Origin of the sequence: Ancylobacter dichloromethanicus, from assembly GCF_018390645.1 — a bacterium.
In the GTDB taxonomy this organism is placed as follows: Bacteria; Pseudomonadota; Alphaproteobacteria; order Rhizobiales; family Xanthobacteraceae; genus Ancylobacter; species Ancylobacter dichloromethanicus.
The window spans coordinates 1-24,634 of record NZ_JAHBGC010000011.1 but is presented as its reverse complement, the minus strand read 5'-3'; the positions used below and the strand labels follow the sequence as shown (position 1 = coordinate 24,634).

22 protein-coding genes and 2 rRNA genes are annotated in these 24,634 nt (G+C 68.4%); 12 read left to right on the top strand and 12 right to left on the bottom strand.

The features are described 5' to 3' along the window. Positions 1–3: 3 nt before the first annotated feature. On the bottom strand, positions 4–786 hold the full coding sequence (locus KHC23_RS05780) for a DUF1365 domain-containing protein (protein WP_213370399.1): 783 nt from the start codon (positions 784–786) through the stop codon (positions 4–6). Then, positions 783–2,132 carry an NAD(P)/FAD-dependent oxidoreductase gene (locus tag KHC23_RS05775; RefSeq protein WP_213370397.1) on the bottom strand — a complete coding sequence of 450 codons (1,350 nt, stop codon included), beginning with the start codon at positions 2,130–2,132 and terminating at the stop codon, positions 783–785. Before KHC23_RS05775 ends, KHC23_RS05780 begins: the two co-directional genes overlap by 4 nt. 164 nt (positions 2,133–2,296) lie before the next feature. On the opposite strand from KHC23_RS05775, the gene KHC23_RS05770 reads away from it, so the two are divergent. Genes KHC23_RS05770 through KHC23_RS05755 form a run of 4 tightly spaced genes read left to right on the top strand, consistent with a single transcriptional unit; the run spans position 2,297 to position 4,555 of the window. Continuing rightward, entirely contained in the window at positions 2,297–2,908 is a 612-nt protein-coding gene (locus tag KHC23_RS05770) for a sigma-70 family RNA polymerase sigma factor (RefSeq protein ID WP_213370396.1), read from the top strand. Next, positions 2,905–3,579 carry a ChrR family anti-sigma-E factor gene (locus KHC23_RS05765; RefSeq protein ID WP_213370394.1) on the top strand — a complete coding sequence of 225 codons (675 nt, stop codon included), beginning with the start codon at positions 2,905–2,907 and terminating at the stop codon, positions 3,577–3,579. The genes KHC23_RS05770 and KHC23_RS05765 overlap by 4 nt, the downstream gene beginning before the upstream one ends. Positions 3,580–3,584: 5 nt before the next feature. Beyond that, positions 3,585–3,755: a hypothetical protein gene (locus KHC23_RS05760; RefSeq protein ID WP_213370392.1), complete on the top strand. Its 171-nt coding sequence runs from the start codon at positions 3,585–3,587 to the stop codon at positions 3,753–3,755. Then, positions 3,752–4,555 carry a DUF1295 domain-containing protein gene (locus KHC23_RS05755; RefSeq protein ID WP_271188672.1) on the top strand — a complete coding sequence of 268 codons (804 nt, stop codon included), beginning with the start codon at positions 3,752–3,754 and terminating at the stop codon, positions 4,553–4,555. The genes KHC23_RS05760 and KHC23_RS05755 overlap by 4 nt, the downstream gene beginning before the upstream one ends. A gap of 6 nt (positions 4,556–4,561) precedes the next feature. Here KHC23_RS05755 and KHC23_RS05750 read toward each other — a convergent pair whose 3' ends face one another. After that, a complete protein-coding gene (locus KHC23_RS05750; protein WP_213370390.1) occupies positions 4,562–4,963 on the bottom strand; it encodes a DUF2177 family protein in 402 nt (133 codons plus the stop codon). A 323-nt stretch (positions 4,964–5,286) separates the two neighbouring features. Between KHC23_RS05750 and KHC23_RS05745 the strand changes: the two genes are divergently transcribed. Further along, complete coding sequence (locus KHC23_RS05745; protein ID WP_213370751.1) at positions 5,287–6,645, top strand: NAD(P)/FAD-dependent oxidoreductase; 1,359 nt, start codon at positions 5,287–5,289, stop codon at positions 6,643–6,645. Positions 6,646–6,721: 76 nt separating this feature from the next. Here KHC23_RS05745 and KHC23_RS24320 read toward each other — a convergent pair whose 3' ends face one another. After that, positions 6,722–7,066 (bottom strand): hypothetical protein, encoded by a 345-nt coding sequence (locus KHC23_RS24320; RefSeq protein ID WP_246544284.1) that lies wholly within the window; start codon positions 7,064–7,066, stop codon positions 6,722–6,724. 327 nt (positions 7,067–7,393) lie between these two features. Between KHC23_RS24320 and KHC23_RS05735 the strand changes: the two genes are divergently transcribed. Next, the gene (locus tag KHC23_RS05735; RefSeq protein WP_213370388.1) at positions 7,394–7,672 is read left to right on the top strand and encodes a hypothetical protein; all 279 of its coding nucleotides are present in this window, start codon (positions 7,394–7,396) and stop codon (positions 7,670–7,672) included. A gap of 7 nt (positions 7,673–7,679) precedes the next feature. Here KHC23_RS05735 and KHC23_RS05730 read toward each other — a convergent pair whose 3' ends face one another. After that, positions 7,680–10,046, bottom strand: a complete 2,367-nt coding sequence (locus KHC23_RS05730) for an acetamidase/formamidase family protein (RefSeq protein ID WP_213370386.1) — start codon at positions 10,044–10,046, stop codon at positions 7,680–7,682. Positions 10,047–10,339: 293 nt separating this feature from the next. Between KHC23_RS05730 and KHC23_RS05725 the strand changes: the two genes are divergently transcribed. From KHC23_RS05725 to KHC23_RS05710, 4 genes are read left to right on the top strand one after another with little or no spacing between them, the layout of a single operon-like run. Next, positions 10,340–11,434 carry a TRAP transporter substrate-binding protein gene (locus KHC23_RS05725; protein WP_213370384.1) on the top strand — a complete coding sequence of 365 codons (1,095 nt, stop codon included), beginning with the start codon at positions 10,340–10,342 and terminating at the stop codon, positions 11,432–11,434. Next, positions 11,431–11,979, top strand: coding sequence for a TRAP transporter small permease subunit (locus tag KHC23_RS05720; RefSeq protein WP_213370382.1), 549 nt, complete (start codon positions 11,431–11,433; stop codon positions 11,977–11,979). The genes KHC23_RS05725 and KHC23_RS05720 overlap by 4 nt, the downstream gene beginning before the upstream one ends. Further along, complete coding sequence (locus KHC23_RS05715; RefSeq protein WP_213370380.1) at positions 11,966–13,291, top strand: TRAP transporter large permease; 1,326 nt, start codon at positions 11,966–11,968, stop codon at positions 13,289–13,291. The genes KHC23_RS05720 and KHC23_RS05715 overlap by 14 nt, the downstream gene beginning before the upstream one ends. 15 nt (positions 13,292–13,306) lie before the next feature. Further along, positions 13,307–14,896 (top strand): gamma-glutamyltransferase family protein, encoded by a 1,590-nt coding sequence (locus KHC23_RS05710; RefSeq protein WP_213370379.1) that lies wholly within the window; start codon positions 13,307–13,309, stop codon positions 14,894–14,896. A gap of 85 nt (positions 14,897–14,981) precedes the next feature. Here KHC23_RS05710 and KHC23_RS05705 read toward each other — a convergent pair whose 3' ends face one another. Further along, entirely contained in the window at positions 14,982–15,734 is a 753-nt protein-coding gene (locus KHC23_RS05705) for an outer membrane protein (protein ID WP_213370377.1), read from the bottom strand. Positions 15,735–16,268: 534 nt separating this feature from the next. Here KHC23_RS05705 and KHC23_RS05700 point away from each other — a divergent pair. Further along, positions 16,269–17,597: an NAD(P)/FAD-dependent oxidoreductase gene (locus KHC23_RS05700; RefSeq protein WP_213370375.1), complete on the top strand. Its 1,329-nt coding sequence runs from the start codon at positions 16,269–16,271 to the stop codon at positions 17,595–17,597. A gap of 30 nt (positions 17,598–17,627) precedes the next feature. Further along, a complete protein-coding gene (locus tag KHC23_RS05695) occupies positions 17,628–18,923 on the top strand; it encodes an NAD(P)/FAD-dependent oxidoreductase (protein WP_213370374.1) in 1,296 nt (431 codons plus the stop codon). Positions 18,924–18,953: 30 nt separating this feature from the next. Here KHC23_RS05695 and KHC23_RS05690 read toward each other — a convergent pair whose 3' ends face one another. From KHC23_RS05690 to KHC23_RS05665, 6 genes are all read right to left on the bottom strand, one after another. Then, positions 18,954–19,781 carry an ABC transporter permease gene (locus KHC23_RS05690; RefSeq protein WP_213370372.1) on the bottom strand — a complete coding sequence of 276 codons (828 nt, stop codon included), beginning with the start codon at positions 19,779–19,781 and terminating at the stop codon, positions 18,954–18,956. A 5-nt stretch (positions 19,782–19,786) separates the two neighbouring features. After that, the gene (locus KHC23_RS05685; protein WP_213370370.1) at positions 19,787–21,043 is read right to left on the bottom strand and encodes an ABC transporter permease; all 1,257 of its coding nucleotides are present in this window, start codon (positions 21,041–21,043) and stop codon (positions 19,787–19,789) included. Positions 21,044–21,206: 163 nt separating this feature from the next. Then, positions 21,207–22,253, bottom strand: coding sequence for an ABC transporter substrate-binding protein (locus KHC23_RS05680; RefSeq protein ID WP_213370368.1), 1,047 nt, complete (start codon positions 22,251–22,253; stop codon positions 21,207–21,209). Positions 22,254–22,289: 36 nt separating this feature from the next. Next, positions 22,290–23,393, bottom strand: coding sequence for an ABC transporter ATP-binding protein (locus KHC23_RS05675; RefSeq protein ID WP_213370366.1), 1,104 nt, complete (start codon positions 23,391–23,393; stop codon positions 22,290–22,292). 765 nt (positions 23,394–24,158) lie between these two features. Further along, positions 24,159–24,273, bottom strand: a 5S ribosomal RNA gene (gene rrf, locus KHC23_RS05670). Positions 24,274–24,382: 109 nt separating this feature from the next. Next, positions 24,383–24,634, bottom strand: a 23S ribosomal RNA gene (locus KHC23_RS05665); the annotation flags it as partial.

The following is a 24,634-nucleotide window of genomic DNA, read 5'->3' as shown; positions in this document are numbered from 1 at the left end:
TCCTCAGGAGCGGTGTGAGGGCGAAAGGCTGACGGGCGCGTCGGGCGCCTTCGGCCGCGGACGCAGCGCGATCCCCTTGGCCCAGATAAGCAGCGCCTCCCAGTGAATGCCGGCGGTCACCTTCAGCGTCAGCAGCGGGTAGCGGACCAGCGCGCCGGCGAGCTGGCCGTCGGTCAGCGGGCGCCGCGTGGCGCTGTGCACCGCGCTCAGGACCGGCCCCTCGTCGTCGCTGGCGAGAATGGCGATGCGCAGTTCCTCGCCCGGCGGCGTGACGCGGAAGGCATAGGTCAGCCCCATATCCAGGAAGGGCGAGACATAGAAGCGCTTCTCCGCCTTCTGGCGCAGCGGCACGGCGTCATCGGCACCGACCGGTATCAGGTAGCAATGGCGCTGGCCGAAGGTGTTGTTCACCTCATAGAGCAACGCCAGCAGCGAGCCGTCGCGACGATGGCAGAAATAGACGCTGAGCGGATTGAAGGCGTAGCCCAGCAGCCGCGGCATGGTGAGCAGCCGGATGGCGCCCCCGTCCGGCTCCAGCCCGGCCGCACCGAGCAGCCGCTCCACCTGCGCCTTCAGCGGCCCGCCCTTCGGGTCGGCATAGTCGCGCTCGAAGAAGCTGAAGGCGTTGAACCGGTTGCGCGAGAACAGGCGCAGCCTCCGGTCCAGCGCGTCGATCTCGTCAAGATCGAGCAGCAGCGAGAACAGCCGATAGACCAGGCGGTGCCGGCGCGGCTTCAGCCGCACATGCATCACCGATCCGGCATAGAGTGCCGACGCGGCGTTCATGACACCCGCTCCTGCAACGTCGCCGACGCCCTCTCGGCCGGCAGGGCGATGCGGCCGGATTCATCCGCCACCCGCCACGGCCGCCGCACGCCGCCGAGCGCTTCGGCGACGGCGAGGCCCGCCTGCAATCCGTCCTCATGGAAGCCCGCACCGAAATAGGCGCCGCAGAACCACACCCCGCCCGCGCCCTGCAGCGACCACAAACGCTGCTGCGCCGCCATCGCCCCGGCGTCGAACTGCGGGTGCTCGTAGCTGGCGCGATAGAACACCGAGGCTTCAGAGGGCGGCTCGGCCGGGTTGAGCGTGACGAAGAGCGGGCGGCTCTCGGGAATCGCCTGCAGCCGGTTCATCCAGTAGGTCACGCACAGATCCCCCCCGCTACGCCGGTCGGCGAGGTAGTTCCACGCCGCCCACGCCGCCCGGCGCCGGGGCATCAGGCGGGGATCGGCGTGCAGAAACGCCTCGTTGCGGCTGTAGCGGAAGGCGCCGAGCAGGTCGCGCTCGGCAATGGTCGGGCCCTCCAGCATGGCCAGCGCCTGGTCGGCATGGGTGGCGAGGACGACATGGTCGAACGCGCGCGCCTCGCCGGCCGCGTCCACCAGCGTGACCTCTCCGACCGAGCGGCGGACGGCGCGGACAGCACTTCCGGCGACGACGCGGCCGAGAAAATCCTCGCGCAGCCGGGCGACATAGCGACGGCTGCCACCGAGCACCGTCCGCCACACCGGCCGATCGGTGAGCTGCAGCAATCCGTGATTATCGCAGAAGCGCACGAAGGCGGCGGCGGGATAGCGGCCGACATCGGCGGCCGGCGTCGACCAGATCGCCGCCGCCATCGGGTAGAGGTGGTCGTGCCGGAACGCCGCGCCATAACCATGGGCGTCGAGATAGGTGTCGAGACTTTCGAGGCCCATGCCCGGCAGGTCGCGCGGCGCCGCGCGATAGAACCGCAGCAGGTCGAGCATCATCGATGCGAATCGGGGCGAGGCGAGATTGCGCGGCTGTGCAAACAGGCCACGCAGGCCGGAGCCGGAATATTCCAGCCGCCCGCCATCCAGCGACGCCGCGAAGGACATTTCCGTGGCACGGGTCGGTACGTCGAGATGGGCGAACAGGGCGGTGAGGTTGGGATAGGTCTTCTCGTTATAGACGATGAAGCCGGTGTCGACCGCCACGCCATCGGCCTCCACCGTGTTGGAATGGCCACCGAGCCGGCTCTCCGCCTCGAACAGGGTGACGTCGTGGCGCTTCGACAGCAACCAGGCGGCGGCGAGACCGGAAATCCCGGCGCCGACAACGGCGATTCGCAGGGCACGGCCGGGCACGAAGCCCTGATGAAAGTTCATGACGCAGCAATTCCATGCCGGTGGAGCGGCGAGGCAAGGTTGTCTAGGGTGTACGCTGCCGGCTTTGCGACGGATCACCCTCGGGCAGGATGATCCGGCCACGGGACCGGCGCGTAGAAGGGTCCATGAATGCCTTGCTCGAACATGCCCGATCCGGAGAGCCTATGGCGGCTTCGTCCCTGCGACGGAGGCCGGTGGTGACGCGTTTCGTCAAGGAGGATGCCGTGCCGGACGGCGCGGAACTGGCGCGCCTGATCGGCAGGGTCGCCGCCGAGCGCGACCGGCAGGCCTATGCGCGGCTCTACAGCTATTTCGCCCCGCGCCTGAACGGCTTTCTGCGGAAATCCGGCCTGCCAGCCAACACGGCCGAGGAGATCGCCCAGGAAGTCATGCTCTCGGTCTGGCGCAAGGCATCCTATTTCGACGCCTCGCGGGCGGGGGCGGCGACGTGGGTGTTCACCATCGCCCGCAACCTGCGGATCGACCATTTGCGGCGGGCCCGCATAGCCGCGAGCAGCGAGGCTAACGAGCCGGAGGAGAGCGAGACCGCGCCTTCCGGCGAAACCCTGCTGCTGGTGGCGGAACGTGAGGCGCGGGTGCGGGAGGCGCTGAAAACGCTGTCCGACGAGCAGGCCACCGTGCTGCGCCTGTCCTTCTTCAGCGAGAAGGCGCATTCGGAGATCGCCCGCGAGCTCGGCCTTCCGCTCGGCACCGTGAAATCGCGCGTGCGCCTCGCCCTCGGGCGGCTGCGCACGCTGCTGGAAGGCCAATCATGACGATCCGTCATCACGCGAGCGACGAAACGCTGATGCGCTACGCTGCCGGGCAGTTGCCCGCCGCGCCGGCGCGGGTGGTCGCCGTCCACCTCGCCACCTGCCCTGCCTGCCGGGAACGGCTCGTCGCGTTCGAGGCCGTCGGCGGCGCGCTGCTGGAGGCGATGGAACCCGTCCCCCTGGCACCGGACGCGTTTGCCTCGGCGCTGCGGGCCATCGAGGACGAGGAAACGGCGCGGCACGCACCGGTGGCGCGGCACGCCATCGGCCGCCCCCGTGCGCCGGCGACGCTGCCGGGGGGCATCGCGCTTCCGGCGCCGCTGCGCGACTGCGAAATCGGCCCCTGGCGCTGGATCGGCCTCGGCGTGCGGGCCAGCGCCCTGAAGCTGCCGGAAGATCCCGACGCGCGGCTGACACTGCTGCGGGTCGGCGCCGGCCGCAAATTGCCCGAGCACGGCCATGTCGGCACCGAGTTCACCCAGGTGATTGCGGGCTCGTTCTCCGACAGCTTCGGGCGCTACGGGCCGGGCGATCTCAGCGAGATGGACCACGAGATCGAGCACCAGCCGATCGTCGACCTGGAGGGCGAGTGTATCTGCCTCGCCGCGCTGGAGGGCAACATGAAGCTGACCGGCCTCTTCGGCCGGCTGGTGCAGCCCTTCGTCCGGCTCTAGGTGCCATGCGCGCGGCGCTGGAAAACCTCGTCCGTGCCGGCGGCACCTGCCGTCGGCCCGGCCCGCATCTACCCGGCGGCACCGGCCGCCGCCCCTACCCCGGCGCGCGCTTCCCCGCCTTCGCGGCGGACATCGCCGGCTTCGCCCGCCGGGCGTTGACGGATACCCGCACGTGACGCTGCTATGGCCGGCCCTCGCTCTCGCCGCCGGGCTGTCGCTCGCCATGGCGGCGGCGTGGTGGACGGCCGAGCGCAGCGGCAATCACGGCTGGGTGGACACCATCTGGTCCTTCGCCACCGGCGCGGCCGGCGTCGCGGGCGCGCTGATGCCGCTCGGCGCCGAGCCGTGGGCGCCACGCCAGGGGCTGGTCGCCGCGCTGGTGGCGCTGTGGTCGCTGCGTCTTGGCGCGCACATCCTGCGGCGGACGCTGCAGGGCAAGGATGACCCGCGCTATGCCGATCTGCGCCGCCAATGGGGCACGGCGGCGTCGCGCCGGCTTTTCCTCTTCCTTCAGGTTCAGGCGCTGGCCGGGCTCGTTCTGGTGGCAGGGGTGGCGGCCGCGGCGCACAACCCTGCGACCGGCTGGAGGGAGGGAGACGGCCTCGGCGTCGCCCTCTTCCTTGGCGCCCTTGCCGGCGCGGCGATCGCCGACCGCCAGCTGGCGCGTTTTCGTGCCGATCCGGCCCATCGCGGCAAGGTTTGCGACATCGGCCTCTGGGGGCTGACCCGGCACCCCAATTACTTTTTCGAGTGGCTGGGCTGGGCCGCCTATCCGGTCATCGCGCTCGACCTTTCGGGCGCCTACCTTCCCGGCTTCATCGCGCTCGCCGCGCCGGCCCTGATCTATGTGCTGCTGGTCCACGCCTCCGGCATCCCGCCGACCGAAGCGCACATGCTGCGCGCGCGCGGCGCCGCGTTCCGCGACTACCAGCGGCGGGTCAACGCCTTCTGGCCCGGCCCGCCGCGCCGCGGCTGAGCCGCCTCAATGCGTGAAGGCGCGGGTGGCCAGCATGCCCGCCGTGGCGGCCGCGGCGGTAAGGAAAGTGCCCCAGGCAAGGTCGATCGCCGTCATCGCCGCCGGCCAGTTGCGCAGCGTGGCGTGGTTGGTGAGGTCGTAAGTGCCGTAGGCGAGCAGGCCGAGAAAGGCGCCGAGCGCCAGCGCCGTGGTCCAGCGGCCGGAGGCCAGCGCCGGCTGCACCGCAAACACCACCACGCCGGCGACGTAGAGCAGGTAGAACAGGACGGCCGGCGGCCAATTGGGCTGCTCGGCCAGCAGATCGCCGATCAGCGGCCGGTAGACCCGGCTCGACATGAAGCCGAGCCAGACCGCGTCGAGCGCGAGGAAGACCGCCCCCGTCGATACGTAAGCGACGATGAACTGCATGAGCGTGCCCCTGAAGCGAACGGATGATCATCTGCGCTTACGGGCCGGCTTCACCCGCGGATCAGTCCAGCTTGCCCCGATGCCCGTCACCTCTGTCCCCCTTCGACCGCCGCTGCCGCCCCTTGCCCGCGCATGGCTGCCGATACCCAAGGATAGTTGCGTGACGGTCGTTCCGGGTGCTTCGATGTGCGGCCTTTTGTGTGGGGCTGAAGCGTCGGGGGGCGCCGTCGGAACCTCAAGCGGAAAGCGAGCGCAGAATGGCTGAACATGGCATGGCTCACAGTGGCACGGCTGACGGTGGCACGGCTGACGGTGGCACGGCGATGGATGACGTGATCGCGCGCACGCAGGAGGCTGGCACCAGCGTGCAGACCGCGCCTCCGCCGCGCCCGCATGTCGTCATCGTCGGCGCCGGCTTTGGCGGGCTGCAGGCCGCGCGCGGCCTGGCCGATGCGGCGGTCGAGGTCACGCTGATCGACCGGCATAACTACCATTGCTTCCAGCCGCTGCTCTATCAGGTGGCCACCGCGACGCTGTCGCCGGCGGACATCGCCTGGCCGGTCCGCCATATCCTCTCGCGCCAGTCGAACGTCACCCTGCTGATGGCGCGGGCACTGGGCGTGGATCGCCGCGCCCGCCTCCTGCTCACCAGCGAAGGGCCGATCGCCTACGACTTCCTCGTCCTCGCCACCGGGGCGACCCATTCCTATTTCGGCCATGAGGAATGGGCCCCCCACGCCCCGGGGCTGAAGGACATCGAAGACGCGACGCATCTGCGCCGGCGCATCCTGCTGGCGTTCGAACGCGCCGAAGTGGCCGCCGATCCGGACATCCGCAGACGGCTGCTTACCTTCGCCATCATCGGCGGTGGCCCGACCGGGGTGGAACTCGCCGGGTCGATCGCCGAGATCGCCCGCCACGCGCTGGCACCGGACTTCAAGCGTGTCGACCCGCGCACCGCCCGCATCCTGCTGATCGAGGCCGGAGACCGGGTGCTACCCGCGTTTCCGCAGCGGCTCTCCGCCTATGCGCGCGAGCGGCTGGAGGCGATGGGGGTGGAGGTGCTGGCCGGACGGGCGGTGGTCGCCATCGGGCCCGATCATCTCGAACTCGCCGACGGCGAGAGCATCGCGGCCTCGACCAAGATCTGGGCGGCGGGCGTGCGCTCCTCGCCGGCCGCCGAATGGCTCGACGTCGCCGCCGACCGGGCCGGCCGCTGCCGCGTCCGAGCCGATCTGAGCGTTCCCGATGAGCCGGACATTTTCGTCATCGGCGATGCGGCCGCCGTCGTCGACGGCGCAGGGCGGCCGGTGCCGGGCATCGCGCCGGCGGCCAAGCAGATGGGCGACCATGTCGCCCGCGCCATCAAGGCGCGGCTTTCGCGCACCCCGTCGGCGGATTTCCGCTACCGCCATGCCGGCGACCTCGCCACCATCGGCCGTAACGCGGCGGTGGTGAAGCTGGGACGGTTCGAACTGACCGGATTCCTCGGCTGGTCGTTCTGGGGGCTGGTGCACGTCTATTTTCTGGTCGGCGCGCGCAACCGCGTCATCGTCGCGCTGTCCTGGCTCTGGAACTACATCACCTACCAGCGCACGGCGCGCCTGATCACCGGCGATACAGGCGCACCCGGCGGAGACGCGCCACCGGCGCCGACGGGCCCGGCCCGTCCGGAGGGGTGAGGCCGCCGGGAACGATGGCGCGGCTACTGTCCCGCAGGAACAGGCCGGCCTCATCAGGGGCGGATGCGCAGATCGGTCAGCGGCGCAGGCGGCGGTATTCCTGCTCGCGCGCCTCGATATCCTCGGGCAGCACCAACGTATACGGATCGGCGACGCCCATCATCTCGCGCGCCGCGACCGGCCAGAGGCGCTCCACCAGCGGCGGAATGTCCGTCGCTGGCACATTGGCACGCTCCGCGTCGGCGGCGCAAAGCGACCGCGCGCGTCTTTCCACATCTTTAACCATGTTGTCGAGCCTATCAGGAATTCGCCGCAGGCCGAAGAAAAAAGCGGGCCGGCAACCGGAGAATGACGTGCCAGCCCTTCCTCCTGCCCGACCGGTGCGCTGTACCCGCGCGTAATCACTACGAATTTTCTGCACGCGGAATCGCGGACACTATCGCGCGACCCGCCGCCGCGTGGCCTGCCCTGCCGGCGGCTTCAGGAACCCACGCTCCCGGAGACGGGAACATCCGTCTTCCTCGCCATCGATGATGCCGGATCACGGCGGCGTCAGCCTTTCCCAAATCGCCGTGACAGGTATCCGCGCGCGGTCGCGGCACCCGGCTTCCATGCTAACGTTTGTCGTCGTCGGTGATCCGGTCGCGGGCCGAAAACCGGGGATCTCGGGGATGTCCTGTCGTTCGAGCAATGCCAGCCCTTTTCGTGCAACTCCCGTCCTTCGCGCAACTCAGGGGGAGAGTCGGCCATGCCCTCTCACATGTCTCGCTATGTTGAGCCGACCGTCGTCGTCGACGCGCTGGCCGGAGCGGCCTACGAGCCCGAAGACGTGGCGCTGCTCGACAGCGCCTTCAGCCACGCCTGCGCGCAGGTCGCCGAGCGGCTGGCCATCGGCGAGGGCATCCGCAGCCTTCTGGCATTCGCCATCCTCGAAGGCGCGAAGTCGGGACTGCGCGACCGCGAACACCTGACCTCCTTCGCGCTCCGCGCCCTGCCCAGCTTCCGGACGCGCGAACTCGAACGGTAGCCCCGCTTCATCGTTCCGCCGGCTCGAGGATCGCCTTGGCGACCCGGGCATGGACGCCCCAATTGCCGTCCGCGACCTGGGTCACGCCGAAATCGACGGCCACCGACATCAGCGAGATCGCCTCGTCCTCGTCCAGCCCGTAGCGTTCCATCAGGAATTTGCGCGTGGCGCGGACGGCGCTGCGCAGCGCCCGGCTGAGCGAGGAGCGCTTGAACACTTCGGACTGCGCGTTGCGTCCGAGTTCGCGCAGATAGTTGGTGTAGCTGAAGCCGTGCAGCAGCCACGCGTCCGGCGTCTCGATCAGGGGGGCGGCAAGGCCGTTGAGGAAAGACTTGTCGGTCTCGCCGCGCTTGTGCAGCACGAGCCGCACCTCCCCGGTCAGCGAGCATTCCAGCGCCGTGCCGCTGATTTCGCCATCGCCCTGCGCCAGATGCGGATCGCCGAGCGAGAGCAGCGCCCCCGGCACCGCCACCGGCAGATAGACGCTGGCGCCCTTTCCCGCCCGCCAATTGTCGATATTGCCGCCGAAATAGCCGGGCGGGACGGAATCGACGATGTCGGTCTCGCGCGGCGCCACCGCGATGAAGCCGAAATGCGGACGGACGGGAATGCGGGCTCCCTTCAGCACCGTCTCGCGCTTCTCGATGCGGGTATGATCCACCGGCACGCCGGGATAGTCGATGGTCTCGTGCACCACGCCGAACGGATCGGTCTGCGGCGCCCAGCGAAACGAATAGACCGCCTCGGCATAGCCGCTCTCGCCGGCGGCGTCGGTGCGGTAGACGGTGATCACCTCGCGCTTGCGCGGCTCGTCGAGAATGTCGTCATGGTGGAAACCCCAGGCGGCCGCGGCGTTGGAGCCGAACGCATAGCCGGCAAAGTCCGGATTGGCGCACGGGCGCGGCCGCAGGTCGCGTATCTCCACCTCCAGCACGTCGCCGGGCTCCGCGCCATGAACGAAGATCGGCCCGGTGCAGATGTGCACGCCGAAACCCTCCCCGGCGCCGCGCCCGAAAATGGTGGCGTTCACCGGCCCGGCGCCGCGCCGGTCCACCGCCTTGAAGTCGCGGGTCCAGCGGAACACGCTTTCGGCGCCGGCATCGCCGGCGATCATCCGCTCATGGTCGTCCGAGGCGTGCTGGGTCAGCGTCTCCACCGTGACCCGCGCGCCGGAGCGCACCCGCAGCACCGGCGCGATGGTGCGCGAGAGATAGCCCCAATGCACCGTGTCGCGAGAGACCGGCAGATGGTGGCAGCCGGGCGCACCGGCCTCCTCCGGCGCCACGCTGGACGCGGCGGGGCCCGTCGCGACAAGCGCCGGCGCGACGACATTCCGGTCCGGCGCAGCGGGCGCGCCCGCCGCCGGCCCCGGCCGCACCGGGCGCGAACCCGAATGCATCGGCCGCCCGCGCGTCCAGCGCGTCTCCACCGTCGAGCCAGCCGATTTTCGATAGTCCCGCGGCGAGATCGCGTAGGCGGCGCTGAACACCCGGCTGAAATGCGCCGGATCGGCAAAGCCCCAGCGAAACCCTATCTCGGCGATGGAGCGGTCGGCATGCTGCGGGTTCACCAGGTCCAGCCGACACTGCTCCAGCCGGCGATGGCGCACATAATCGGAGAAGGAGCGGTCCTGTCCCTCGAACAGGCGCTGGATGTAGCGCGCCGAGAGGCCCTCCGCCCGGGCAATGTCGGCCACGGAGAGGTCCGGCTCGCGCAGCCGCGCCTCGATCTGGGCGCAGACCCGAGCGAAATGCGCGGTCTGCACCTGCGAGGCATTGTCCTCCTCCGGCCGCGCCTCGCCCAGCAGGGCGGACAGCACGAGTTCGGTGATCGCCGGTTCGGCCGCCATCACGTCGCCATCCTCCATCATGGCGAAATTCGCCGCGAAAGCCCGCATCATCGGGCGGGCGGCGGAGGCGGACACGGATTCGCCGAGCACCAGCGTCGGCACGCTCGCCGCGCGGCCGAGCCGCCCCACCAGCCGCTCACGCGGCAGCCGCAGCAGCAGCAGTTCGAAATCGTTGCGGAACTGCACCGAGAACCGCGTCGCCGGATCGCACACCCAGAGGTCGCCGTCGGCGAACTCGGCCGCGCGGCGGCCGGAATCGGTGAGGTGGCCGCGGCCATAATTGACGAAGCCGATCAGGATCTGCGGCTCGGCCTCGGCGAGCGCGGTAAGGTCCTGGGCGCTGGAGCGCAGCAGGGCGAAAGTCGCCTGCGACGGCGACCGCTTGATCGACACCTCGCCGAAATGAAACACCGCGTCCTTCGGCAGACGGCCGGCGAGCGCGAGCCCGGCCAGGGTCTCGCGCCAGGCCGCCTCCTGCTTGCTGGCGGGGAAGGCGGCGATCGAAATCGGAACGGCTCGGTTCATCGGCGGCGGCTCTAACAGGTGAGAGGCGATCCCGACCAGTGAAGCACTTTGACGAACGGCGCACAAAAACTTGTCGCAGCGGCGCGGAGCACAGGTGCACAAAATCGCGTCATTTTTTCCTAATGCTCAGTAATAATTGAGATAATCCGCCTGAAATACGAAACCTGAAGGTCTCACCTTTCTACCGTTGCCCCCAATGGGGCATTGCTCATGCCCCCCTGCAGCGGATTATCTGGCCCCGATAAGGGTGCGCCGCAGGCTCATGGCGCCCCATTCCAGACAAGGGGAACAACATGGATCGCCGTGGATTTCTGGGGGCCGGCCTTGCCGGCACCGCCGCCGCCGCCACCCTCGCCGCGCCGCACGTCGCCCGCGCCCAGGAGACCTTCAACTGGAAGATGACCAACGCCTATGGTCCCGGCGCGCCCTTCTATGTCACCGGCCCGGGCAGCCCGACCTATTTCTGCGAACTGGTCGGCAAGATGTCGAGCGGCCGGTTGAATATCCAGCACTTCGCAGCCGGTGAGCTGATCCCGGCGCTGGAAGGCTTCGACGCCGTCTCCGCCGGCACGGTGGAGATGAACGCTGCCAACTCCTATTTCTGGGCCGGCAAGGTGCCGGCGGCGCAGTTCTTCACCTGCGTGCCTTTCGGCCTCAACTTCCAGGGCCAGAACGCCTGGATCTACCATGGCGGCGGGCTCCAGCTCTGGGAGGAGCTGTACGACCCCTTCAACCTGGTGCCGATGCCGCTCGGCAATACCGGCGTGCAGATGTCCGGCTGGTTCCGCAAGCCGATCGAGAAGGTCGAGGACTTCAAGGGCCTGAAGATGCGCATCCCCGGCCTCGCCGGAAAGGTCTACGCGCAGCTCGGCGTCGACGTGAAGCTGCTGCCCGGCGGCGAGATTTTCCCGGCGCTGGAGCGCGGCGTGATCGATGCCGCCGAGTTCGTCGGCCCCTACCAGGACCGCCGTCTCGGCCTGCAGAAGGCCGCCAGGTACTATTACACCACCGGCTGGCACGAGCCCAACAACGTCACCGAGCTGATCGTCAACAAGGCCGCCTGGAACTCGCTTCCCGACGACCTGAAGGAGATCGTCCGCGCCGCCGCTGCCGCCTGCAACGTCATCAGCCACACCTGGTGCGAGGCCACCAATGGCGAGGCGATGGCCGATCTGGTGCAGAATCAGGGCGTGATCGCCGGGCCGTATCCGACGCCGGTGGTCGACAAGCTGCGCGAGGTCACCGCCACCACCCTGCAGCAGCTCGCCGACTCCGATCCGAAGATCAAGAAGGTCTATGACAGCTTCACCGCCTTCGCGGACAAGCACAACCAGTGGGCCGGCCTTTCCGAGGCCGTCTACCAGACCCAGATCCGCAGGGGCTCATGAGCGGCACTCTGGAGAAGGTCGCCCGCGGCCTCGACGTCGTCGTCGAGGCCTGCGGCTGGCTCGCGGCGTGGACGGGCCTCGCGCTCGTCCTCGTCATGGCCGGCAACGTATTGATGCGCTACGCCTTTAACACCGGCTCGGTCGGCATGCAGGAGCTGGAATGGCACCTGATGAGCCCGCTGACGCTGCTGTGCATCGCCTACACGATCAAGCATGAAGGCCATGTGCGGGTGGATATCCTCTATGCCCGCTTTCCCCTGCGCCTGCGGCAGGCAATCGACCTGTTCTCGGCGCTGAGCGTGGTGGTGCTGTCGGTCATCGTGATCGTGCTGTCCTGGCGCTACGTGATGCAGTCCTACCGCATCGGCGAAGGCTCGCCCGATCCCGGCGGCCTGCCCTACCGCTTCATTCTCAAGGCGATGATCCCCGCCGGCTTCCTGCTGCTGCTGTTCCAGAGCCTCGCCGCGACGCTGCGCGCCCTCATTCCCTTCCTCGGCGGGCAGGCACAGCCTCCCGCGCAGGTGCCCTCGCATGCCCCTCAATGAAATACTGGCGATCGCCTGCATCGCCTCCTTCTTCGTCATGCTGCTCGTCGGCGTGCCGGTGGCGCTCACCCTGGCGATCAGCGGCTTCTTCTTCGGTTGGCTGGGCTTCGGCACCACGCTGTTCGCCCTGCTGCCGGCGCGCATCTATGGCGTGACCGCCAACTACACGCTGATCGCCATCCCGCTCTTCGTGTTCATGGGGGTGATGCTGGAGAAGTCGCGCCTTGCCGACGAACTGATGGAGGTGATCGGCCATCTCTCGGGCAGCCTGCGCGGCGGCATGGGGCTGGGCATCGTACTGGTCGGCATGCTGATGGGTGCCACCACCGGCATCGTCGGCGCCACCATCGTCACGCTGGGCCTGCTCACCCTGCCCACGCTGCTGCGGCGCGGCTATGACCGCAGCCTGTCCTGCGGCGCCATCTGCGCCTCCGGCACGCTCGGCCAGCTCATCCCGCCCTCGACCATCCTCATCCTGCTCGCCGACATTCTCGGCGAATCTGTCGGCACGCTATTCGCCGCCGCCCTCATGCCGGGCCTGCTGCTGACCGGCATCTTCTGCGCCTACATGCTCGTTGTCGGCGTTATCTGGCCGGAAAAAGTGCCCGCCATTCCGCTGGAAGAGCGCCAGGCCATGCCACGCGGGGAATTGTGGTTGAAGGCGCTGAGGGTCGGCCTGCCGCCGATCGGCCTCGTGCTCGCCGTGCTCGGCTCCATCATCGGCGGCATCGCCGCGCCGACGGAAGCCGCCAGCATGGGCGCGCTGGGCTCCATCGTCGTCGCCTCCCTCGCCGGGCGGTTCACGCTGAAGACGCTGGTCGACACCGTGCAGACCACGGCACGCATCACCGCGATGATGTTCTTCGTGCTCATCTGCTCGCAGGTCTTCGCCCTCGCTTTCCGCGGCCTCGGCGGCGAGCGGCTGGTGCACGACGCCTTCGCGCTGGTCCCGGGCGGCACCGATGGCATCCTCATTTTCATGCTGCTGATCATCTTGGTGCTCGGTTTCTTCATCGAGTGGATCGAGATCAGCTACATCGTGGTGCCGATGTTCCTGCCGCTGTTGCACGCGGCCAATGTCGACCTTGTCTGGGCGGCGGCGCTGATCGCCACCGTGCTGCAGACCTCGTTCCTCACCCCGCCCTTCGGCTGGGCGCTGTTCTATCTGCGCGGGGTGGCGCCACCGGAGGTGACCACCGGCGAGATCTATCGCGGTGTCCTGCCCTTCATCGCCCTGCAGCTCTGTGCCGTGGCGCTGGTCTTCACCTTCCCCTCGGTGGCCACCTGGCTGCCGAAGGCGATCGGCTGGTAGCCGGAGTTCCCCGACATGCTGAATACCGTTCGTGCCCGACGCGGCATGGTGACTTCCCCGCACCATCTCGCCAGCGAGGCGGGGCTGCGCGTCCTGCGCGAGGGCGGCAACGCGGTGGAAGCGACCATCGCCATGGCGGCGACGCTGGCCGTGGTCTACCCGCACATGACCGCCATCGGCGGCGACGGCTTCTGGCTCGTCGGCGCCCCCGGCGAGGAACCGGTCGCCATCGACGCCTGCAGCCGGGCAGCGGCGGCGGCCACGCCGGAACTCTATCTGCGGGCCGGGCTGGCGGCGATCCCGCAGCGCGGGCCGCTCGCCGCCAACACCACCGCCGGCACCGTTGCCGGCTGGGGCGAGGCTTTGGCGTTGAGCGTGGAGCGCGGTGGCACGCTGCCGCTGTCGCGCCTGGTCGAGGACGCGGTCTGGCACGCCCGCAACGGCTTCGCCGTCACCGCCAGCCAGAGCGAACTGACGGCGCAGAAGCTGCCGGAACTCGGCGACGTCTCCGGCTTCGCCGACGCTTTCCTGGTCGAGGGGCAGGCCCCGGCCACCGGCGCGTCGATGACGCTGCCGGCGCTGGGCGAGACCCTGCACCGGATCGGCGATGAGGGAACCGACAGCTTCTATCGCGGCGCCCTCGCCCGCGAGATTGCGCATGATCTCGCCACTGCGGGCACGCCGGTCACGCTCGCCGATCTCTCCGCCTGCCGGGCGCAGCGCGTGGCGCCGCTGTCGGTGGACCTCCCCGGCATCCGGCTCACCAATTTCCCCCCGCCGACGCAGGGGCTCGCCTCGCTGATGATTCTGGCTCTGTTCAGCCGGCTCGGTGCGCGCGAGGCGGAGAGCTTCGACCACCTGCACGGGCTGGTCGAGGCGACCAAGCAGGCCTTCCTGGTGCGCGACCGCCTGATCGGCGACCCCGACGCGATGACCGGGGACCCGCGCGACTGGCTGACCGACACGGCGCTCGACCGGCTGGCCGCCCGCATCGACCCCCAGCGTGCCCTGGCCTGGCCGGCGGCGCCCTCGGGCGGCGACACGGTCTGGCTCGGCGCCATCGACGGCGATGGGCTGGCGACCAGCTTCATCCAGAGCATCTATTTCGAGTTCGGCTCCGGCGTGGTGCTGCCGCAGACCGGCATCGTCTGGCAGAATCGCGGCTCCAGCTTCCAGCTGCGCGGGAAGGGCCCGCGCGTGCTGGCACCCGGCCGCAAGCCCTTCCACACCCTCAACCCGGCGATGGCGCGCTTCGCGGACGGGCGCCACATGGTCTACGGCACCATGGGCGGCGAGGGCCAGCCGCAGACGCAGGCGGCACTGTTCTCGCGCTATGGGCTGTTCGGGCAGGAGCTTCAGGCGGCGATCACCGCGCCGCGCTGGCTGCTGGGGCGCACCTGGGGCGCGGAGACCGTGACGCTCAAGCTGGAGGACCGCTTTCCCCCGGAACTCGTCGACGCCCTGCGGGCAGCCGGGCACGAGGTGGAGACGGTGGCGCCGTTCGACGCCATGATGGGCCATGCCGGCGCCATCGTGCGCCAGCCCGACGGCCGGCTGGAAGGCGCCAGCGACCCGCGCAGCGACGGCGCCGCGATGGGCTTCTGAAGCCTCGCGCCGCCGATGTCGGGTCACGAAAAAAGGGCCGCGTCAGCGGCCCTTTCAATCGTCGCCCGGAGGAGTGGAGCGGCGGTCAGAACTTGTAGTTCAGGCCGACCTTGGCGGTGTGGAAGGTCGTCTCGGTGTCGAGGTTGCCGAACACGCCCGGCGCCAGCAGGCCGTTGAAGGCCGATACGCTGCCGAGATCGACGTAGAGATACTCGGTCTTGAGCGTCCAGTTGTTGTTGATGGCGTATTCGAAACCGGCGCCGGCGGTCCAGCCCCAATTGGTGTCGTCCGCCGATTCATTCAGCAGGAAGCCCGGGCCCCCGACGCTGATGCTCGACTTCACCTTGCCATAGGCCGCGCCACCGGTGCCGTAGACCAGCAGGTGATCGAAGGCGTAGCCGAGACGGGCGCGGATGGTGCCGAACCACTCGACTTCGGAACCGGCGGAGGCCGAGAAGGCCGCCGGAAGCAGCGGAATGTTCAGACCGGCATCGACCTTGCCATCGATGCCCGACCACTCGAAGTCGGCCTCGACGCCGAGGACCACATTGTTGGCGAACTGGTAGTTGTAGCCGATCTGGCCACCGCCGAAGAAGCCGCTCGAATCGATCGACGCCGAGCCGTTCGCCAGCGGCAGGCCGCCCGCATTGACCGAGAACGGGTATTCGAACTCATTGCCGCCAAAGCCGACATTGGCGCCGATATAGAAGCCGGTCCAGCTGAATACCGGCTCCACGACAACCACTTCGGCCTTGGTCGGATAAGGCATGTCGGCTGCGACGGCCACGGCCGGCAGGGCCGTGCTCATCAGGACGGCACCTAGCAGAACGTTCTTCATGTCATTGTCCCCAGCAAGAATAGATTGACGCCAATGTACTGATTCTGCCGGCTTCGCGTAGTGCAAATCAGCAACACTCAGTCAAATTAGACTCAATTCCGTCATATACTAGTATCCTGGTATGGATACGCGCGATGCTCTGAAGCGCTTACGCAGCGTCGACGGAGGTGTCATAATGCCTTTTCTCCACCTTGCCTGACGCGAGCGTGAATTATCCAACGCCCTTACGCCGCAATGCTTTGAGCGTAGCCACGCCTGCTGGTCGGACGTCGCCTTTTCGCGACCGGTCCGGGGCCGTCGAAAACATGAAGCTGGCGCGCAGAAGCGCGGCAATTGCCGACGATCCCGGGCGCGCTGCGCATCCATGGCCACATGTTCGGCGCTGGCCTTCTTGGCGCCGGGAGCGCGGCGGAAGGCCAGGGAATCGGAGGCCCCGACCAAGGCCGGGCACCGATGGCACCGCTTTTGCTGGTCCCGGCGCCACGGCCGCGTGCATAACGGCCGGAGACCCTTTCCTGTTTCGAGTAGGCCCTCATGGGACCCCAGGTCGTTCCCGTCTCTTCCGATCCCACCTGCCCGCCGGCGGCCGATGTGGTGATCGTCGGCGGCGGCATCATCGGCACCACCAGCGCGCTGTATCTCGCCGAACGCGGCCTCAAGGTCGTTCTCTGCGAGAAGGGCCACATTGCCGGCGAGCAATCGAGCCGCAACTGGGGCTGGTGCCGGCAGGCCAAGCGCGACCCGCGCGAATTCGAGCTGATCCGCGAGGCGCTGGCGCTCTGGCGCGGCATGGATGCCCACATAGGCGCCTCCACCGGCTTTGCCACCACCGGCATCCTGTTCGCCGCCAATGACGCGTCGAAGGAGGCCTCCTTCGCGGAGTGGGTGAGAGACGCCGCCGGCGCCGGCATCCATGCCGAGATGCTCGCCGGCGCCCAGCTCGCGCAGCATATGCCCGGCGATGCGACGCCACCGCCTGCGGCGCTCTGGTGCGCCTCCGATGGGCGCGCCGAGCCGCAGAAGGCGGCGCCGGCGATCGCCGAGGCAGCGCGCCGGCGCGGCGCGGTGATCCTCGCCGATTGCGCGGTGCGCGGCATCGAGACCGGCGGCGGAAGGGTGATCGCCGCCGTCACCGAGTGCGGGCGCATCGCCACGGGCAACGTCGTGGTCGCCGGCGGGGCGTGGACCCGGCGAATCCTGCGCGATGTCGGCATCGACCTGCCGCAGTTGAAGGTGCGGGCCAGCGTGCTGCGCACCTCGCCGGTGGAAAATGGCCCGGAGCCGGCCTTGTGGGACCATGATTTCGCCTTCCGGCGCCGGGAGGATGGCGGCTACACCATCGCCAATGGCCATGTGAACGTGGTGCCGATCGTGCCCGACAGCTTTCGCTTCGCTCTCGATTTCCTCCCCGCCCTGCGGATGGAATTCGCCTCGCTGCGCCTGCGCCTCGGCCCGCGCTTCGCCGCCGAATGGCGGGAGGCCGCGCGGCGTCCGTTCGACCGGCCCTCGGTCTATGAAGAGGTAAGGGTGCTCGATCCCGCCCCGGACAACCGCTATCTCGCGCAGGCCTTCGCGGCGCTGCAGCGGCGCTTCCCCGCCTTCGCGCAGGCGCGGATCGTGCAGAGCTGGGCCGGCTTCATCGACGCCACGCCGGACGCGGTGCCGGTGATCTCCGCCGTCGAGAGCGTTTCGGGCCTTGTCGTCGCCACCGGATTCTCCGGCCACGGCTTCGGCATCGGTCCCGGTGCCGGCCATCTGGTCGCCGATCTCATCACCGCCGCCAAGCCGATCGCCGATCCACATCCCTACCGCCTGTCGCGCTTCTTCGACGGCTCGCGCCCGCGCCCGATGGCGGGTCTCTGATCCGTCCAGCCCTCCCAGCGGAGCCCCCTCGTGGTCCAGACCATCGCCCGCCGCCCCATGCCGCGCTCGCTCTACCGGGACACGGCGCCCCCGGCCCCGGAGACCGGGCCGCCCGACCACGACATTGCCGCGCAGGTTGCCATCGTCGGCGCCGGCTTCACCGGCCTGTCGGCTGCGCTGCATCTGGCCGAGGCCGGCATCGACACGGTCGTCATCGAGGCCAGCGAGATCGGCTGGGGCGCCTCCGGCCGCAATGGCGGGCAGGTCAATCCCGGCCTGAAATGGGAGCCGGAGGAACTGGAGCATGCCTTCGGGCCCGATCTCGGCGGGCGCATGGTGCGGCTCGGCCACGACGCGCCCGCATTGGTGTTCGACCTCGTCGCCCGCCATCGCATCGACTGCTCGGCGAAGCGCGGCGGCACCCTGCGCGCCGCCGTGTCCGAGCGCTCGACCGAGGGCGTGAGCGCATTCCAGCGCCAATGGGCGGCGCGGGGCGCCGATGTGGTGATCGCCGAGGGCAAGGAGATGGCCCGCCTCACCGGCACCGGCGCCTATCTTCTCGGCGCCCATGACCGGCGCGGCGGCCAGGTGAACCCGCTCGCCTATTGTCGGGGCCTCGCGCGGGCGGCGGTGAAGGCCGGCGCCCGGCTGTTCACCGACACGCCGGCGACCGGGCTCGCGCGCAATGCCCAGGGCTGGGAACTGTCGACCCCCAAGGGCCGGGTGAGCGCGCAGCGGGTGATCCTCGCCACCAATGGCTATAGCGACGATCTGTGGCCCGGCCTGCGGCGCAGCGTGATCCCGGTCTTCTCCTCGATCACCGCCACCGAGCCGCTGCCGCCCGAACTCGCGGCGCCGATCATGCCGAACGGCGTCGTGCTCTACGAAATGTCGGCGTCCTATGCCTATTACCGCCTCGACGAGGCCGGCCGCTTCGTCATGGGCGGGCGCAGCGTGCTGCGGCCGGCCAGCGCACCGGACGACTTCCGGACGCTGGTCGCCCACGCCACCCGGCTGTTCCCGGTGCTGAAGGCGGTGGAGTGGACCCATCGCTGGAACGGCCAGGTCGCCGTCACCTGGGATCACCTGCCGCATCTGCACGAGCCGGAGCCGGGCCTGCTGGTCGGGCTCGGCTATAATGGCCGCGGCGTCGCCATGGCCACCATCACCGGCCGCATGCTGGCGCGCCGCGCCGCCGGTGGCGGGCCGGAGACGCTCGACCTGCCGCTCACACGCATCAGTCCCATCCCCTTCCATGCCGGCTGGCCGCTGGCGGTGAAGGCGCGACTGAAATGGGACCGGCTGCGCGAGGGCGCCGGTCGCTGAACCGGTGGTCCAAGGTCAGACGCATCGCGGTCAGGCGGTCGCGCCGCGCAGGCGTTCCGAGCGCCGCCGCAGCAGTTCCAGCGTCAGCATCAGCAGCGCGGCGAAGATGACCAGGAGTGTCGCGGCGGCGGTGATGGTCGGCGATATCTGCTCGCGTATCCCCGAGAACATCTGCCGCGGCAGGGTTCGCTGCTCCGGGCTGGAGAGGAACAGCGCCACCACCACCTCGTCCCAGGAGGTGACGAAGGCGAACAGCGCGCCGGAGGTGACGCCGGGCGCGATCAGCGGCAGCGTCACGGTGCGGAACGCGGTCCAGGGCGAGGCGCCGAGCGAGGTCGCCGCCCGGGTCAGCGAGCGGTCGAACCCGGTCAGCGTCGCCGTCACGGTGATGACGACGAAGGGCGTGCCGAGAATGGCATGGGCGAGGATGAGCCCGAGATAGGTGTTGTTCAGCCCCACCGCCGCGAAGCCGAAGAACATCGCCACCGCCACGATCACCACCGGCACGATCATCGGCGAGATCAGGATCGACAGGATCAACCCGGCGAACGGCACATTGCCGCGCGACAGGCCGAGCGCGGCCAGCGTGCCGAGGCCAGTCGCGATCAGGGTCGAGAACACCGCGACGATGGCGCTGTTCTGCAACGCGATGCGCCAGCGCTCGTCGGTGAAGAAATCCACATACCAGCGCAGGCTGAGGCCCGGCAGCGGATAGGTAAACCACGGCTCGCTCGAAAAGGAGAGCGGCATGATCACCAGTATCGGCCCGATCAGAAACAGGAACACGAGCGTGCAGAACAGCGCGAAGAAGAAATAGGTCAGTTTCTCGCGCGGCGTCGCATAGGAGGGTGCCAGCATGTCGATCAGCCCAGCTTGACCTTGTCGATCCCGACGAGGCGATTGAACACGGCATAGAGCACCAGCGTGATCAGCAGCAAAATGCCGCCGAGCGCCGAGGCCTGCCCCCAGTTCATTTCGCGATTGGTGTAGAGCGCGACGAAATAGCTGACCATCTGGTCCTGCGGTCCGCCGACCAGCGCCGGGGTGATGTAATAACCTAACGACAGGATGAAGGTCAGCAGGCACCCCGCGCCGACGCCCGGCAGGGTCTGCGGCATGTACACCGTGACGAAGGCGGTGAGCGGCCCGGCGCCCAGCGAGCGCGCCGCCCGCAGATGCGAGGCGGGGATCGACTTCATCACCGAATAGATCGGCAGGATGGTGAAGGGAAGCTGGATGTGGGTCATCGACAGCACGGTGCCGAAGCGGTTGAAGATCAGTTGCACCCGCTCTGTGGTCAGGTGGAGCGCCAGCAGAATGTCGTTGATCACGCCATTGCTCTGCAGCAGCACGATCCACGCCGTGGTCCGCACCAGGATCGAGGTGGTGAAGGGCAGCAGCACCAGGATCATCAGCACATTGGCGTGGCGCGGCGGCAGGATGGCGAGAAGGTGCGCCACCGGATAGCCCAGCACCAGCGTCGCCAGGGTGACCAGCAGGCTGATCCAGATGGTGCGGATGAAGATGTCGACGAAAATCGAATAGTCGGCAAAGTTCCTGACCACGGCGCCGCTGGCATCCTGCCGCAGATCGAGCGAGGTGAGCAGGTAATAGGGGGTGAGCGTGTTGCCGGCGCGCTTCATGATGGCCCAGAATTCCACCGCGCCCCATTCGGCATCGGCGGCGATGAGCTTTTCCTTCCAGGGCCCGCCGCCGCCGGCATCGATCAGCCGCCCGGCCTTGAGGAAGCGCGAGCGGGCGCCCGGCACCTCGTAATTGATGCGCTTGCCGACCAGCGCGGTGGTGCGATCCTTCTGGGTCTGCACCAGGTCTTCCGCAAAGGCGGCGAACACGCCCTCGCCGGGCGTCGCCTTGCCATCCCACTCACCCAGCGCCGCCATCGTCTTCGGCAGGCTGTCGCGCACCTCGGTGTTCTCCACCGATCGCAGCAGCATCAGGCCGATCGGCAGGGCAAACACCGCCAGCACGAACAGCAGCAGCGGGGCGACGAGCGAGAAGGAGCGGGCGCGATTGACACGCTCGGCGCGCCTGAGCTTGGTCTTGAGCGATGTGCGGTCCACGTCGGGTCCGGCATCCCCCTCCAGGGTTGCCACGGCCATGTCGATATCCCCCTCGGCTGGTGTCGAGCCGTCCGCCCGGAGGACGGCGGCCCGATCGGTTGCCGGCCGGGACACCGAGAGCCCCGGCCGCTTGTTCCCGCCCGCCCCTGCGCGGGGCGGGTGGGCCTTCAGGCGGCAAGACCGGCGCGAGAAGCGCCGCGGCTCACTGGGCGATCCAGGTATTGAAGCGCTTCAGCAGCTCTTCCTTGTTGTCGCCCCAGAACACCGGGTCGTTGGCCAGCGCGGTCTTCGCGTTTTCCGGCGCCGTCGGCAGGTCTTTCAGGATGTCCGGCGAGATGTGCGGCGTGGCCGCCAGCAGCGCGGGGCCGTAGGAGATGTACTTGGTCTGCTCCGCCTGCGCCTCGGGGCTGGAGGCGAACTCGATGAACTTGTAGACGGCGTCGAGATCCTTAACCCCCTTGGGAACCGCCCACAGATCGTAGTCGAGCAGCTGGCCGTCCCAGACGATCTTGAAGTTCTTCTTGTCGACCTTGTTGGCGTTGAAGATGCGCCCGTTCCAGGCGGTGGCCATCACCACTTCGCCGGAGGCAAGCAGCTGCGGCGGCTGCGCGCCGGCTTCCCACCACACGATGTCGCTCTTGATGGTGTCGAGCTTCTTGAAGGCGCGGTCGACACCCTCCTTGGTCTTCAGCGTTTCATAGACCTTGTCGGCGGGCACGCCGTCGGCCATCAGCGCGAATTCGAGATTGCCGAAGGGCGTCTTCTGCAGCGAGCGCTTGCCCGGCCACTTCTTGGTGTCGAACAGGTCGCCGATCGTGGTCGGACCGTCCTTTATCTTGTCCGCGTCATAGGCGTAGATGGTCGAATAGATGATGGTCGGAATGCCGCACTCGAAGGTGGAGCCCTTCACGAAGGCTTCCTCGCCGCCGAACTTGGAATAGTCGATCGGAGTGAGGAACCCCTCGTCGCAGCCCTGCTGCGCGGTGGCAGCGTCGACATCGACGGCATCCCAGGTGGTGTTGCCGGATTCGACCATGGCGCGGATGCGCGCCGCCTCGCCATTATATTCTTCCTGGGTGATCTTGGCGCCGGTCTTGGCCGTGTAGGGCTTGAAATAGGCTTCGTCCTGGCTGGTCTGATAGGCCCCACCCCACGAGGTGATGGTGAGGCTGTCCGCCGCGGAGGCGGCCCCGCAACTCGCCGAAAGGGCGAGTGCGGAAAGCGTCATGGTCAGCGACTTCATCTGCATGGGTCATTCCCTTGGGTGGATTTACGGGAGGGGCAGTCAGGCGGCGTCGAGGGCGCGGCAATCCTGTGCGCGCCAGCCCAGCGGTATCCGCGAGCCGACGACGAGAACCGGCCGGTCGTCGGCATTGCCGACCTTCACCACCACTTCGGCGCCGCTGTCGAGGACGCAGCGCACGCGCACATGATCGCCGAGATAGATCGTCTCGGCGATCTGCGCCTCGAAGTGGTTGTCGAACGGACCGCCCGGCGGGGCGATCTTGACCCGCTCGGGGCGGATGGAGAGCAGGCAGTCGCGCCCCACCCGCGTCGCCTCGGTGAGGGTGGCCGCGACGATGTCGCCATTGGCCAGCACCACCGTGCAAAGGGTGCCGTTCGCCGCCTCGACGCGCCCGGGCAACCGGTTGTTCTCGCCGATGAACTGGGCCACGAAGGAGTTCGCCGGGCTTTCATAGAGCTCGGAAGGCGGAGCGACCTGCTGGATGACGCCGGCGTTGAACACCGCGACGCGGTCCGACATCGTCAGCGCCTCGCTCTGGTCGTGGGTGACATAGACCACGGTGATCCCGAGCCGCTCATGGAGGTGGCGGATCTCCATCTGCATGTGCTCGCGCAACTGCTTGTCGAGCGCGCCGAGCGGCTCGTCCATCAGCACCAGCTTCGGTTCGAACACCAGCGCACGGGCCAGCGCGACACGCTGCTGCTGGCCGCCGGAAAGCTGGCCCGGCATGCGGGCGGCAAAATCGCCGAGATGCACCATGTCGAGCGCCCGGGCGACGCGCTCGGCGATCTCCGCCTTTGGCCGCCCCCGCACCTTAAGCGGGTAGCCGACATTCTGCGCCACGCTCATGTGGGGAAACAGCGCGTAGTTCTGGAACACCATGCCGATATTGCGCTTCTCCGGCGGCAGCGCGTCGATGCGGGCGCCGTCGAGCATGATGTCGCCCGAGGTCGGCGTCTCGAATCCGGCCAGCATCATCAGCGTCGTCGTCTTGCCCGAACCCGACGGGCCGAGCAGAGTAAGGAACTCGCCGCGGCGGATGCGCAGGCTGAGATCCTTCACCACCAGAACCTCGCCATCGTAGGTCTTCTGCACGCCGGCGAACTCGACGAAACTCTCGCTGGCGCTGACCGGAAGCTTCATGGTTCCTCCTCAGACATTGCGGACCGGAGACCGCGTGGCCGGGCTGCCTTGGCCGCGCCGGGCTGCTGGAGAGGCCCGGGCGGGTGACGAGGCTCCGCAATCTCCATGCCAGATGGAGGCGCGGCAGGCGGAAAGCCGGATGACCGGCACACAGGGCTGCATTCCCCAATGATTAAAGTCGCTTGACTTGACGCCGCACCCCGGCGGGCGGCCCGCGGGAGACTCGCGCACCGGACATGGAAGCGCTCGGCACCGGGACCCGCCCGAACATTCGCCTGCATCAAGGAGCAACAAGTCGACCGCTGTGATCAGATTATAGGCGCGCCCAATAGGGAGGCGCTCGACGGATCCGCGGCGGGGTCAATCCGAGCCCGCGCAAGCTTTCGCGTCAGATCGGGGGACGCCGCGCGATGGCCAGCGGACGGATCCAGATGGGCGCCGCCGCTCATGCCCGATCCGTCACGGCGCTTGTACCGACGCGACGTTCGCCTAAGAGGACGGCGGTCAGGCGCCACATTGACGCTTTTCGGGGCGCCCTGCCGGTGAGGCCGCGTCTGCCCGACCGCCCGCCATGGCCTCGATCGCCTGCCGCAGCATTCCGGGGCAGGGACCGAACGCGGGAGTGCCCGACGGCGGGAGGGCGCCGCGAGGTGTTCAGCGGGCCTCCCGCCCGGCACGGTGTTGACGCATAAAAGCCCGTCGGTGATTTCTCACGGACGGGCTTTTTGCTGAGGATGTGAAGAAGCTTTGTGCTGTGCTTTGCAGGCCTGGCAGCGACCTACTCTCCCAGGTCTTGAGACATAGTACCATCGGCGCTGAGGAGTTTAACGGCCGAGTTCGGGATGGGATCGGGTTGGGGCTCCTCGCAATGGCCACCAGGCCGGCGAAGCACAGCATTTTGCGAAGCAAGGATCCGTTATGGATCGGGCCTGGTCGGCCCTGGTCTTTGGATTGCTTTGATCCCTGATGGATGACCATCGAGGATGAGAACGATCAAGCCAATCGAACGATTAGTACCGGTAAGCTCAATATGTTGCCACACTTACACACCCGGCCTATCAACGTGGTCGTCTTCCACGGTTCTCAAGGGAATACTCGTTTTGAGGTGGGTTTCCCGCTTAGATGCTTTCAGCGGTTATCCCGACCGTACATAGCTACGCTGCACTGCGGCTGGCGCCACAACAGCTCCACCAGAGGTACGTTCATCCCGGTCCTCTCGTACTAGGGACAAATCCTCTCAA